The organism is Nonomuraea sp. B1E8 (assembly GCF_039871515.1).
GTDB lineage: Bacteria > Actinomycetota > Actinomycetes > Streptosporangiales > Streptosporangiaceae > Nonomuraea.
In genome coordinates this window covers 587,802-600,285 of the sequence record NZ_JBDPLS010000003.1, presented here as the reverse complement: position 1 = coordinate 600,285, position 12,484 = coordinate 587,802, and the positions used below count along the sequence as shown (strand labels likewise).

Here is a 12,484-nt window from a genome sequence, read left to right as displayed (position 1 = left end):
ACGCGGTTTCCAAGCGGAGGTAGATCGGTGACAATCCCAAACCCAACAAAGACCTTGTGCGTGATTCGCAGGCCCGCATAGCGTGGCGGCTGACATGGTGGCGTTCCGAGTTCTGGGGCCAGTCGAGGCGTACGAACACGACGACGAGCTCGACCTCGGCGGGTTGCGGCAGCGGGCCGTCCTCGCCCGGCTTCTCGTGGCCAGAGGCCAGGTCGTGCCCGTTGACACGCTTCTTTACGACTTGTGGGACGACGATGCGGCCAAGGGCGCGCAGTCGGGCCTGCAGGTCTACATCTCGCGCCTGCGCAGGGTGCTGGAGCCCGGCCGCCCGCGCGGCGGCCCCAACCGGCTGCTGGTGACGGTCGCCTCCGGCTACGCGCTGCGCGTGGCCTCCGACCAGGTCGACGCGCTCAGGTTCGAGCAGCTCGTACGCGCGGCCGGCGAGCACCTCGACGAGGGCGATCCGCAGGCCGCCCGCGGCCGCCTGGAAAAGGCGCTGGGCCTGTGGCGCGGCACCCCCTACTCCGACTTCGCCGACCAGCCGTGGGCGGAGGCCGAGGTCAACCGGCTGACCGAGCTGCGCCTCGTGGCGCGCGAGCGGCACGCCGACACCGGCCTGCGGCTCGGCATGCACGCCGAGACCGTGCCCGACCTCGAGGCGCTGACCACGGAACATCCGCTGCGCGAGGAGGGCTGGCGGCTGCTGGCGCTGGGCCTCTACCGCTGCGGCCGGCAGGGCGACGCGCTGGCCGCGCTGCGCAGGGCGCGCAACATCCTGGCCGACGAGCTGGGCATCGACCCGGGGCCGGCGCTGCGCAAGCTGGAGTCCGACATCCTGGCCCAGTCGCCCGAGCTGGAGCTGGCCGCTCCGGCGCGGCCCGCGCGGCCGGCGCCGGTCACCGACACCTGGCCGCCCCGTCCGGCCACGCCCGTCGACCCGCCGCCGCTGGAGCCGGAGCCGTTCGTCGGCCGCGACGCCGAGCTGACCAGGCTGACCACGGCGGCCTCCCGCACCGGCAGGTTCCAGGTCGCGATCGTGACCGGCGTCGCGGGCGCGGGCAAGACCACGCTGCTGCGCCAGGTGGAGACCCGGCTGGCCGGCGACGGCTGGATCGCCGCGTCCGGGGCCTGTCCCGACTCCAGCGCCACCCCGCCCGGCTGGGCGTGGGTCGAGATCCTGCGCGCCCTCATCGGCGTGACGGGCGCGGGCGAATACGCCCAGCTGCTCGCGCCGCTGCTCGACGACGCCGCCCCCGACCCCGACGAGGACGAGGTGTCCGGCGGCTTCCGGCTGCACCGCGCGGTCGGCGGCTACCTGGCGGGGGTCGCGCGCAGGTCGCCCGTGCTGCTGACGCTCGAAGACCTCCACTGGGCCGACGACCAGACGCTGGCCCTGCTGCGGGCGCTGCCCAGCCTGCTGGCCACCAGCCGGGTGCTGCTCGTGGTGACGTGCAGGGAGAGCGAGCTCGACGACCGCCAGTCCGACGTGCTGGCCGCCCTGGCCCGGCTCGGCCCGGTCCGCGTGGGCCTGTCGGGGCTCGACCCGAAGGCCGTGGCCGAGCTGGTCAAGGCCACCTGCGTGCGCGAGATCGACGACGACGCGGTCGAGTCGATCGTCGAGCGCACCGGCGGCAACCCGTTCTTCGTCCGCGAGACCGTGCGCCTGCTCGACTCCGAGGGCGCGGCCGACCGGGCGAGCGCGACCGAGGTGCTGTCGCAGGTGCCCTCCGGCGTGCGCGACGTGCTGCGGCGGCGCATCTCGCGGCTGCCGTCCGGCGCGCAGCAGATCCTGCTCCAGGCCGCCGTGATCGGCCGCGACGTCGACCTCGACGTGCTCATCGCCGTGGCGGGCGACGAGGACGCCGTCATCGAGGCCGTCGAGGCGGCGCTGCTGGCGGGCCTGGTGACCGAGCCGGGGCCCGGGCTGCTCAGGTTCGACCACGACCTGGTGCGCGACACGATCTACTCCGACGCCTCCCGGCTGCGCCGCACCCGGCTGCACGCGGCCGTGGCCGCGGTCATCGAGGAGCGCACTCCGTCCGACGTGGCCGCGCTCGCCCACCACTACTTCCTCGCCGACGCGGCCGAGAAGGCCGTCCACTACGCGGGGCTGGCGGCCGAGCAGGCCGAGCGGCGCTTCGCCCATCGCGAGGCGGCCACGCTGTGGGAGCAGGCCATCGCCGCGTTCGACCGTTCGCGCAACGACGAGCCGGGCGGCGCGCAGACGCCGGAGCGCACCAAGAAGCGGCTGGCGCTCATGCTGCGCCAGATCAGGGCCCTCGCGCTGTGCGGCGACATGTCGGCGGCCAGGGTGCTGCGCCGCCAGGCCATGGACACCGCGCTGCCGCTGGGCGACCTCGAGATCACCGCGAAGGTGGCCGCCTCGCTGGCCGTGCCGCACAAGGGCATGGCCCGCGACTTCACCCGCACCGCGTGGGAGATCGTCGACGTCACCGAGCGGGCGCTCATGGAGCTGCCCGAGGGCGAGCAGCGGCTGCGGGCCAGCCTCCTGACCACGCTCGCCCTGGAGCTGGAGGGCTCCTCCTCCCCCGAGCGAGGCCGGCAGGCGTCGCTGGAGGCGCTGGAGCTGGCCAGGCAGAGCGGCGACCCCGCGCTGATCGCGGCCGCGCTCAGCGGGCGGCTACGCCAGTCGTACGACATCCCCGCGGTCGACACGCGCGAGAGCATCGGCAGGGAGCTGCTGGAGGTCGCCCAGCGCTCCGGTCAGATGGCCACGCAGGCGCTGGCCCATCTGGTGTTGCTGGAGTGCGCGGCGGCCAGAGGCGAGTTCGCGACCGCCGACGAGCACGCCGCCGCCGCCGACCGCCTGGCCAAGCAGTACGACCTGTCGGCGCCGGCCGCGGTCGTCGTCTGGTACGCCGGCCAGCGGCTCATGATCGCCGGTGACTACGCCGGCGCCGGGCGGGCCTACCGCGACGCGGCCAGGATGACGGAGCGGGCCGGCATGCTGGAGGGCCGCCAGGACCTGCCGCTGATCACGACGTTCTGCCTGCACCTGGTCGACGGCCGGGCCGCCGGGATGGTCGACCAGCTCGCCGAGGCCCACCTGCGGGGCGCCAAGTGGACGCTCGACGCCTACGCCCTCGCCCTCGCCTCGGCGGGCCGTCTCGACGAGGCCAGGGCCGTGGCCGCCACCCGGCCTCCGGTCCGTCCCGACTTCCTCTACGAGCTGGTGATGACCTGGCGGGCGCTGGCCGGCATGTTGCTGGACGACCGGGAGCGGATGGTCGACTGCTACGACAAGCTCAAGCCGTTCGCCGACCGGGTGGCGGGCGCCGGCACCGGCGTGGTGGCGCTGTGGCCTGTCGCGCTGACGCTCGGCGATCTCGCCATCCGCCTGGGGCAGCCCGACGCCGCGCGCGACCACTACCACAAGGCTCTCGAGGTGGCCGGGCGGGTGGGCGTGCCGCGCTGGGTGGAGGCGGCGCGGCAGTCGGTCAGCAGCTGACCTGGAATCGCTCGCTCCTGATGGTCCTGGCGCCCTCGACGGCCAGCTCGACGCGGTACCACCCGGGATTGCCCGAGACGTGGGGCCGCCACTCGACGGTGCTCGCGGCGGAGGCGAAGCCGTCGTGGTCCACCAAGTAGGTGCGCCAGGTCCGGTTCGCGGGGCTCCAGCGGGCGAGCCGCCAGCCGTACGTCACGGCCTGGTCGGGGTCGGGGTTGACGACCACGCTGCGGGCCACGTACGGGTCGGCGCAGCCTGCGCCGCCGCCGACGGAGACCTCTCCCGCCCTGGCGGCGGGGGCCGTCTGCCTGATCGGAGCGGCGATGGGCCTCTCGCGGGCCGACAGGGTGATGGTCGTCACGGGCTCGGTCGCCGAGTTGGCGTTGTGGTAGGCGGAGAAGCCGACGTAGGCGCTGGTGAACGCGAGCGCGGCCACGAAGAGCTTGACCGTGTTCGCGGTGCCGCTGGCGAGGGCGGCCGCGCTTCTCGTCGTCATCGTCAACACCCCTTTCGCCTCCCTCATAGAGTGAGGCAGGGCGGTTGAGTTCCGCTTGTCGGCTGGTTGCACCCATTGCGGGAGACTTGCAGCCGGTATGGCAGGTAAGTAGGGCTTTGAATTAAGGTAAGGCTGACCTAAGGTTGGGAGGGGTGGCTGCGGATGATGCGTGCGATCGCCCCCGTCTCCGACGGCTTCACCGAGCCGTTCTGGCTCGGCCTCCCCTACTGGCTCGTCGGCGCCATCCTGATGCTCGCCCTGTTCGGAGCGTTCCAGGTCTACTACTGGGTCGGCCGCAAGCTCGGCGAGAAGCTCTACGAGTCCCGCGTCGGCGTCAAGCTGGGCCGCGAGCGCATCGCGAAGATCGAGCAGGTCGTCGAGAAGTGGGGCGCGCTGGCCGTCTACGGCTGTTTCTGGGTGCCCATGTTGCGCCACACGCTGCCGTGGGTGGCCGGGGCGCTGCGCGTGTCCTACCCCTGGTACGTCGTCGCCAGCGCGCTGGGCTGCCTGACCTGGGCGCCCCTGTGGTGGTTCGGCGGCACGGCGATCGTGTGGGGGTGGCTGCAACTCGCCGCCGCCTCGCCCCTCGCCGCGGCGGTCGTCGCCGTGACCGCCGTCGCGGGCGCGGCCTGGTTCGTGGTGCGTCGCCGCAGACGGCGCCGCGCCGCCGACGAAGAGACCGCGCCGGTCTCATAGGACCTCGAAATCCCGGCTTCATGCCGCCCTGACCCCCGCGGTGGTCACTGACGTGCTGGGTGCGGGACGTCTCGTCGGCGGCCAGGGGCAGCTGAGGTCGATCAGCGGCGGAGGACCACCGTGACGGCGGCCGCACCCGATGTGAGCACCCGCTCGGTCGAGGCCGTAGGCTGAAAAGCCCAGCTCAGCGCAGGATGATCCACTGGTCGAGGGCGACGTGAGGCGCGCATGAACACAGTCACGACCACACTTGCCAGCCGGCAGAGGCTGGGTACGCTGCCTGTCCAGGTGACCACTTTCGTGGGGCGCCGCCGGGAGGCGGCTGAGATCAAGCGGCTGCTGGGCGCGGCCCCCGTGGTGACCCTCACCGGCGTCGGCGGTGTCGGCAAGACCCGGCTGGCTCTCAAGGTCGCCGCCGAGGTCGAGCGGAATTTCAACGACGGCGTGTGGCTGATCGAGCTCGCCACACTCGAAGATCCGGACATGCTCGCCCTCACCGTGCTGAGCGCTCTGAACGTGCAGAACCACTCCTCCCTGCCGCCCACGGAGGCGCTGGTCAAGCATCTGTGTGACCGGCAGATACTGCTCGTCCTGGACAACTGCGAACATCTGTTGAACGACTGCGCCGTACTGGCCGCCACGCTGGTGCGCTCCGCAGCCGAGCTGCGGATCCTGGCCACCAGCAGGGAGGCGCTCGGCATCGCCGGCGAACGCGTGCTGGCCGTGCCGACGCTGTCGCTGCCCGACTCTGACGACTCGCAGCAGTCGGCCGAGGCTCCGGAGGAGGCGGTGCAGCTGCTCGCCGAGCGAGCCGCGGCCGTGCTGCCCGAATTCGTGATCACCGAGAGTAACCGGGGGGCCATTGAGCGGATCTGCCGCCAGTTGGACGGCCTGCCCCTCGCCATCGAGCTGGCGGCGGTGCGGCTGAGGATGTTGTCGCCGGAACAGCTGCTGGCCCGGCTGGAGAACCGCTTCCACCTGCTCACCACCGGGCCGCGGGCAGGTCCGCCCCGGCAGCGGACGTTGCGCGCGCTGGTCGACTGGAGCTACGCCCTGTGCACGGAGCCCGAGCGGCTGCTCTGGGCCCGCGCGTCGTTGTTCGCCGGCGGATTGGACCTGGAAGCGGCCGAGGAGGTCTGCTCTGGGGAGGGCGTCTCGCGCGAGGACGTCCTCGATCTGGTGACCTCGCTGGTGAACAAGTCGGTGCTGGTCCGGGAGGAGATCCAGGCGACGGCACGCTACCGGATGCTGGAGACGATCCGGCAGTACGGCCGCGAGCAGCTCCTCGCCTCCGGGGAGGAGCCGGCGATGCGGCGCAGGCACCACGACCACTACCGCGACCTGGTGGCACGGGCGCGCGCCAAGATGTTCGGCCCGGATCAGGTCGAATGGTTCGACAGGCTGCGGGTCGAGCACGCCAACCTGCGCCAGGCCCTGGACTACTGCTTCGCCGTGCCGGGCGAGATCGAAACCGGCCTCGGCATGGCCGCTGACCTCTTCCATCACTGGATGACCGGAAACTATCTGGGCGAGGGACGAGCCCGCCTGGACCATGGGCTGGCCGTCGTCACCGAGGCGAGCGAGATGCGCGGCCGGGCACTGTGGGTCAACGCCTGGCTGGCCATCACCCAGGCCGACGGCGCCACCGCTGAGACGGCGGTACGCCAGGCCCGGGAGCTGGGCGAGCAGCTGGGGCTGCAGCCGGTGCTGGCCTACGCGGCGCTTGTCTCCGGGATGATCGCCATGTATCGCGGAGACGCCGAAACCGCGGTCACGCATTACGAGGAAGCGGTCGCCCGTCACCGCGCCACCGGCGACCCGCAGGGCCTGACGATGACGCTGTTCCGGCTCTGCCTGACCCGCGCCCTGCTGGGGGACACCTCCCGCGCCGTGGCCGCCGGTGAGGAGTGCCTGGCCGTGTGTGAAGCGCACGGCGACAGGTGGATCAGGGCGTACGGGAAGACCGTGCTCGGCGTCGCGCTCTGGTTGCAGGGCGACGCCGCGCGCGCGACCGTTCTGGAGCGGGAGAGCCTGCGCTTCCAGCACTCCATCGATGACCTGCTCGGCAGCAACGTCAACATCGCGGTGCTGGCGTGGATCGCCGCTGGTCAGGAACGGCACCGCCACGCGGCCACGCTGCTGGGGTTCCTGCGGAGACACGACCAAGGCGTCCACAGGGTGCCGTTCAGGTACGAACTCATCCTTCGCCACCACGACGAGAGCGCGTCGCGTGCCCAAGAGGCTCTCGGCAAGCCGGCATTCGAAGCGGCCGCCAGGCAAGGCGCCGGGCTCTCCTACGACGAGGGGATCGCCTACGCCTTGGGCGAGATCGAGGCCACGGACGAACCGCTCGGCGGGAAAATGTCATGGTCGCCGCTGACGCGCAGGGAGACTGAGATAGCGCGCCTCGTCGCGCAGGGGATGAGCAACAAGGAGATCGCCGCCGCTCTGGTGATAGCCCAGCGCACCGCCGAGGGACATGTCGAGCACATCCTGAACAAGCTCGGCTTCAACTCCCGCACCCAGATCGCCGTCTGGGCCAAGCAGCGGGACACCCCCTCGGACGAACGGTAGCCCGCACGCCGCCTTAGACGCCCTGCTCGCTCCGGTCGTCGATGACGGCCTCGGGGGCGTTCCTGCGCACGGTCTCGATGCCGTTCACGCAGGCCACCTTGGTCGGGAATCCCCCGCCGACCGCGAGCGTCTGCCCGTTGTTCGCCACGAGCGCGAAGCGGTAACCCCCCTGTTCGTCCCTGCTGATGATGAACCTGCCTGCCATGGCCGCCGCCCCCCGTCATGTCGATCTATCAACCATTTACCCGTGCCTCATCCATACCTATGGCCGTGTCAGGCAAACGAACCCTTGATCTCCTGACACCATGATTGCCATGCGTATCGCCGGTTTCGTGGGTTCTGTCGTGGTCACTGTGCTGGTCGGGGTCTCCACCCCTGCCGTGGCGGCGGACGAGCCCGCCGTGGCGGCCAAGGCGGCGTACGTCATCGACTCGGCGGGGACGATCCACCTCGGCAAGCGCGAGACGCGCCGGATGCCGGTCGCCAGCCTCGTCAAGATCATGACCGCGTACGTCGTGCTGCGCGAGGCCCGCCTGAGCGACACGGTACGGATCTCCGCGACCGACGTGACGTACGCCGCACGCAACGGCGCCGCGACGGCGGGCCTGCGCAAGGGCGAGCGCTTCACGGTCAGGGACCTGCTGTACGCCCTCATGCTGCCCTCGGGCGCCGACGCGGCCAACGCACTGGCGCGGCGCTACGGCCCGGGCAAAACCGCCTTCGTCGCCAAGATGAACCGCACCGCCCGCTCGCTCGGCCTGGACGACACCCGCTACACCAACGCCGACGGCATGCCCACCCCGGGCAACGGCGGCTACTCGACGGCCGCCGACCAGGCGAGGCTGGCCCAGTGGGCGCTGGGCGACGACACGTTCACGACCGTGGTCGGGCACACGGTCCACAGGGTGGCCAAGACGAAGGTGCACCGGGCGCACACCTGGCACAACACCAACAAGCTGCTCACGCGCGCGGACGGGGTGCTGGGCGTGAAGACCGGCTACACGAGGGCCGCGGGATACTGCCTGTTGTTCGCGGGCGTACGCGGTGGCGAGCAGGTCGTGGGCGTGCTGCTGAACGACAGCTCGGCGGAGCGCCGCTTCACCACGGCCGAACGGCTCCTCGACCACGCGGGCGACCGGATCGCCCTCGGCTGACCGGCGCCGGCTGAACAACGACCGTACGTCTAGCAGCGCTAGGGGTGACCTGGGGCACAGCAACCTCGCGCCTGAGCGCAGTAGGGTGGGCCTTCAACCCTCGAAAAGGATGACCATGGCGGAATTCATCGAGGTCCGCGCGACGATCGAGGGCCACGAAAGAGCGGCCGTGCTGGCCGACGGCATCCTCCGCGCGGGACTGGCCACGTCGATCGACATAGCCGAGACGCCACGCCCGACCCCCCGCCACGACGAGATCAGCTGGGAGCTCACGCTCATCACGACCGCGTGGCAGGCTCCCGCGCTCGAACGCCACATCAGGGAGACGGGTCTCGACAGCACCGTCGTGAGCCGTCCGGTCGTCGCCGACCCCGGCAGTCACCCTGACTGGCACCCTGACTGGCTCAACGAAGAGCAGCCCTGACAGCCCCGGGCTCCTAGTCGCCGACCGTGATGACGACCTTTCCTGGGGCGTGCCCGGCCTCCTGGTAGGCGACGGCCTCCGGGATACGCTCGAACGGGAAGCTCCGGTCGATGACGGGCGAGACCTCGCCGCCCTCGATGAGCTCGGTCAGCGTCAGCAGGTTCCGCTTGGTCTCCTCGCACCTCACCACGTCCGCGGACGACACCCGCTGGGACACGAACGGCCCCGCGGCCAGCACCGAGAAGACGTGCCCGGCGGGCTGCAACCACCGGCCCGCCCGCCCGCCGACGGCGACGAGCGCCCCTTTCCCGGTCAGCACCCGCCGGCAGGCCGAGCCCGGGCGGCTTCCCGCGATGTCGACCAGCACGTCGTAGCGCTGCCCGTTCCGGGTGAAGTCCTGCCGGGTGTAGTCGATGACCTTGTCCGCGCCGATCGACCGCACCAGGTCCACGTTGCGCGAGCCGCAGACGCCGGTGACCTCGGCGCCGTACGCGCGGGCGAGCTGCACGGCGAACGTGCCGACGCCGCCCGAGGCCCCGTTGACGAGCACCTTGTGCCCCGGCTGCACCTGCCCGTGGTCGCGCACGGCCAGCAGGGCGGTGCCGGCCGCCAGGGGAACCGCCGCGGCCTCCTCGTACGACAGGTTCCTGGGCTTCGGCGCCAGCCCGCGCTCGGGAACGCAGACGTACTCGGCGAAGCCGCCCTGCAGGGGCATCCCGTACACCTCGTCGCCCGGGCTGAACTCCGTCACGTTCTTCCCCACCGCCGCCACCTCGCCGGCCACGTCGGCGCCCAGGATGCTGATCTTGGGTCGGCGCAGGCCGAGCTCGCCGATGAGGCGGGCGACGATCGGCTCGCCTCTCATCAGGTGCCAGTCGTAGGGCTGGACGGAGGTGGCCCGCACCCGGACCAGCACCTCGTCGTCGCCGGGCTCCGGCTTGCCGAGCTCCTTGAGCTCCAGGACGTCGGGTGAGCCGTACGAGCGCAGAACGAAAGCCTTCACGGGATGCTCCTCGTGCCGTCGGTGACGCCGGTCGCGTACCACCACGAACGTCAGTGTGAACAGCCCCGCACGAGGGCGTAACAGCCGAAAGTACGACCTCCCCGTCAGCCGTTCGGACGCCTGGGACCGGCCCTGAAAGGCGATGACCGTGACCGCTCGCGCGGCCACGATCGGGGCATGACCCACGAGAGCACGACGATCACGCGCCCCAGGCCGGGCAGGTCGACCTGGCTCGCGCGCACCGGCCTGATCGCGCTCGGCTTCGTCCCCCTCCTCGCGGGGGCGATCCGCCTGACCGAGCTGACCGGCGGCGCCGAGGCCACGCCGGACAACGCGCGGTTCTTCGCCGCGCCGCTCCCCGTGGCCCTGCACATCGTCGCCGCCTGCCTGTACAACCTGCTGGGCGCCTTCCAGTTCGGGGGGCGGTGGCGGCCGCGCCGGCATCGTGCGCTCGGCAGGATCCTCGTCCCGCTGGGGCTCTCGGCGGCGCTGACCGGCCTGTGGCTGACGCTGTTCTCCGCCCTGCCGCCCGGGGACGGCGGCCTGCTCGCCGCCTTCCGGCTCGTGTTCGGCACGCTCATGGCCGGATCCCTCGTGCTCGGCGTCGCCGCGATCCTGCGCCGGGACGTCGCCCGCCACCGCGCCTGGATGATGCGCGCGTACGCGCTCGGCCTGGGCGCGGGTTCGCAGGCGGTGACGCAGGCGCTCTGGTTCCTCTTCGTGGCCGCTCCTCCTGACGAGGTCGGCAGGGCACTGCTCGTGGGCGCCGGCTGGGTGATCAACCTCGCCGTGGCCGAGTGCATCATCAGGAGGCGGCGGGCAGGCCGTCCGGTCAGGGCCTGACGCGGCGGGTCTCGTAGGCCCACATGGCGATCTCGACGCGGTTGCGCACGCCGAGCTTGGTCATCAGGCTCGCGATGTGGCTCTTCACGGTGCTGAGCGAGATGTGGAGCTCGGCGGCGATCTCGCTGTTCGTCCGGCCGCGCGCCACGGTGAGCAGGATCTGCTCCTCGCGGTCCGTCAGCGCCTCGACGGGCTGCGCCGGCGGCGTGCCGCGCCCCGAGTCGGCGAAGGCGGCGAGCAGCCGGGCGGTGACGCTGGGGGCGATGAGGGCGTCGCCGCCCGCGGCGGCGCGTACGGCCTGGCCGAGCAGGTCGGGGCCGGCGTCCTTGAGCAGGAACCCGCGGGCGCCGGCCCTGAGCGCGGCGTAGACGTACTCGTCGAGGTCGAACGTGGTGATGACGACGACGGCCAGCGGGGCGTCCACGGCCGGCCCCGCGACGGAGCGGGTGGCCTCGATGCCGTCGAGGTGGGGCATGCGGATGTCGAACAGGCACACGTCCGGGCGTAACCGGCGCGCGAGCTCGACGGCCCGCCGCCCGTCGCCGGCCTCGCCGACGACCTCGATGTCCGGCTGGGCGTCCAGGATCATCCTGAGCCCGGTACGCGCGATCTCCTGGTCGTCGGCGACGATCACCCGGATGCTCACGTCGCCGCCCCGGCCCTGGGCAGGACGGCGGTCACGGTCCAGCCGCGTTCGGGGCCCGGGCCGGCCTCGCAGGTGCCGCCGAGCAGGTCGGCGCGCTCGATCATGCCGAGCAGCCCGTAGCCGGGCGAGTCCACCTGGCGCGGCGAGGCGGTGTCGCCGTCGTCGCTCACCCGTAAGCGCACCGACGTGTCGTCGGCGGCCACCAGGACGTCGATGCGGGTGGCGTGGCGGGCGTGCCGCCGCGCGTTGGTGATCGATTCCTGGGCGATGCGGTAGATCGCGGCCCCGACCGACGGGGAAAGGTCGTCGAGATCTCCGGCGAGCCGCACGTCCACGGACGGGCCGACGCGGCCCCTGCCGGCGAGTTGCCGCAGGTCGGAGATGTGCCGGCTGGGTGCCAGCTCCGCCGGCTCGTTCTTGCGCAGGACGCGCACCATGGCGCGCATCTCGGCGAGGGCGCGCGTCGCCTCGGCCTCGATCACGCGCAGCGCGTCGGTGGCGGCCTCCGGTCGGGTCACCGCCGTCGCAAGGCCCGCCTGGGCGCGGATCGCCATGGCCGAGACGTGGTGGGCGACGACGTCGTGCAGGTCGCGGGCCAGTTGTTCGCGTTCGAGCAGCTTGACCTGCTCGAGCTCGCGCATCCGCGCCCTCGCCCGGTAGCGCAGCGCCCCGCCGAGCGCCATGGCCGAGAAGAAGACCGCGAACGCGCCCACGGCGTCGGCGGGGGCGAGGGGCGCGCCGGCCAGCGAGAAGCGCACTCCGGGGAGCATGACCGCGAGCCCGATCACGACGTCGCGGCCGGATCCCCAGCGGAACAACGAATAGACCAGGATCAGCACGAACACCATCGTGTACGCGTCGGGGCGGCCGCCGTCCATGAACAGCGGGACGACGCTCGAGGTGGTGAAGGCGATCACGACCATCAGCAGCGGCCGCGTCCTGCGCCAGAGCAGCGTGGGCACCAGCACGACGGTGACGATCACCGAGACGGCCCGCCACGGCATGTCCGGCCGCACGGCTCCTTCGAGCAGGGCGAGCGACAAGAGCACCCCTACGAGCGCCCAGTCCCGCCGGCCCCGTGCGGGCGGGCCGGCGGGAGGGGGCTCGTTCCACACGGAACGAAGCACGCCCTCATCGTACGAGAGTCCGCCCCGCCGCGGACCGGGCCGGGAGCGTTCG

The 12,484-nt window shown here is 72.1% G+C and carries 11 protein-coding genes; 6 read left to right on the top strand and 5 right to left on the bottom strand.

Features of this window, described 5'->3' with window-relative positions:
- Positions 1–94: 94 nt before the first annotated feature.
- Positions 95–3,469 (top strand): BTAD domain-containing putative transcriptional regulator, encoded by a 3,375-nt coding sequence (locus ABGA98_RS14640; protein WP_347618799.1) that lies wholly within the window; start codon positions 95–97, stop codon positions 3,467–3,469.
- Here the strand turns inward: ABGA98_RS14640 and ABGA98_RS14635 are convergent.
- Positions 3,459–3,965 (bottom strand): hypothetical protein, encoded by a 507-nt coding sequence (locus tag ABGA98_RS14635; protein WP_347618798.1) that lies wholly within the window; start codon positions 3,963–3,965, stop codon positions 3,459–3,461. The genes ABGA98_RS14640 and ABGA98_RS14635 overlap by 11 nt on opposite strands.
- A gap of 162 nt (positions 3,966–4,127) precedes the next feature.
- Between ABGA98_RS14635 and ABGA98_RS14630 the strand changes: the two genes are divergently transcribed.
- Positions 4,128–4,661, top strand: coding sequence for a VTT domain-containing protein (locus ABGA98_RS14630; protein WP_347618797.1), 534 nt, complete (start codon positions 4,128–4,130; stop codon positions 4,659–4,661).
- Between the two features lie 288 nt (positions 4,662–4,949).
- Positions 4,950–7,235 (top strand): LuxR C-terminal-related transcriptional regulator, encoded by a 2,286-nt coding sequence (locus ABGA98_RS14625; RefSeq protein ID WP_347618796.1) that lies wholly within the window; start codon positions 4,950–4,952, stop codon positions 7,233–7,235.
- A gap of 13 nt (positions 7,236–7,248) precedes the next feature.
- On the opposite strand, the gene ABGA98_RS14620 is transcribed toward ABGA98_RS14625, so the two are convergent.
- On the bottom strand, positions 7,249–7,440 hold the full coding sequence (locus ABGA98_RS14620) for a DUF1508 domain-containing protein (protein WP_347618795.1): 192 nt from the start codon (positions 7,438–7,440) through the stop codon (positions 7,249–7,251).
- A 109-nt stretch (positions 7,441–7,549) separates the two neighbouring features.
- Here ABGA98_RS14620 and ABGA98_RS14615 point away from each other — a divergent pair, with 109 nt between their 5' ends.
- Positions 7,550–8,389, top strand: a complete 840-nt coding sequence (locus tag ABGA98_RS14615) for a serine hydrolase (protein WP_347618794.1) — start codon at positions 7,550–7,552, stop codon at positions 8,387–8,389.
- A 115-nt stretch (positions 8,390–8,504) separates the two neighbouring features.
- Complete coding sequence (locus tag ABGA98_RS14610; RefSeq protein ID WP_347618793.1) at positions 8,505–8,813, top strand: hypothetical protein; 309 nt, start codon at positions 8,505–8,507, stop codon at positions 8,811–8,813.
- A 13-nt stretch (positions 8,814–8,826) separates the two neighbouring features.
- Here the strand turns inward: ABGA98_RS14610 and ABGA98_RS14605 are convergent, their stop codons facing one another.
- On the bottom strand, positions 8,827–9,816 hold the full coding sequence (locus ABGA98_RS14605; RefSeq protein WP_347618792.1) for an NAD(P)-dependent alcohol dehydrogenase: 990 nt from the start codon (positions 9,814–9,816) through the stop codon (positions 8,827–8,829).
- Between the two features lie 177 nt (positions 9,817–9,993).
- Between ABGA98_RS14605 and ABGA98_RS14600 the strand changes: the two genes are divergently transcribed.
- Complete coding sequence (locus ABGA98_RS14600) at positions 9,994–10,659, top strand: DUF2306 domain-containing protein (protein WP_347618791.1); 666 nt, start codon at positions 9,994–9,996, stop codon at positions 10,657–10,659.
- On the opposite strand, the gene ABGA98_RS14595 is transcribed toward ABGA98_RS14600, so the two are convergent.
- Positions 10,649–11,305 carry a response regulator transcription factor gene (locus tag ABGA98_RS14595; RefSeq protein ID WP_347618790.1) on the bottom strand — a complete coding sequence of 219 codons (657 nt, stop codon included), beginning with the start codon at positions 11,303–11,305 and terminating at the stop codon, positions 10,649–10,651. The genes ABGA98_RS14600 and ABGA98_RS14595 overlap by 11 nt on opposite strands.
- Positions 11,302–12,432, bottom strand: coding sequence for a histidine kinase (locus tag ABGA98_RS14590; RefSeq protein ID WP_347618789.1), 1,131 nt, complete (start codon positions 12,430–12,432; stop codon positions 11,302–11,304). Before ABGA98_RS14590 ends, ABGA98_RS14595 begins: the two co-directional genes overlap by 4 nt.
- Between the last annotated feature and the right edge of the window lie 52 nt (positions 12,433–12,484).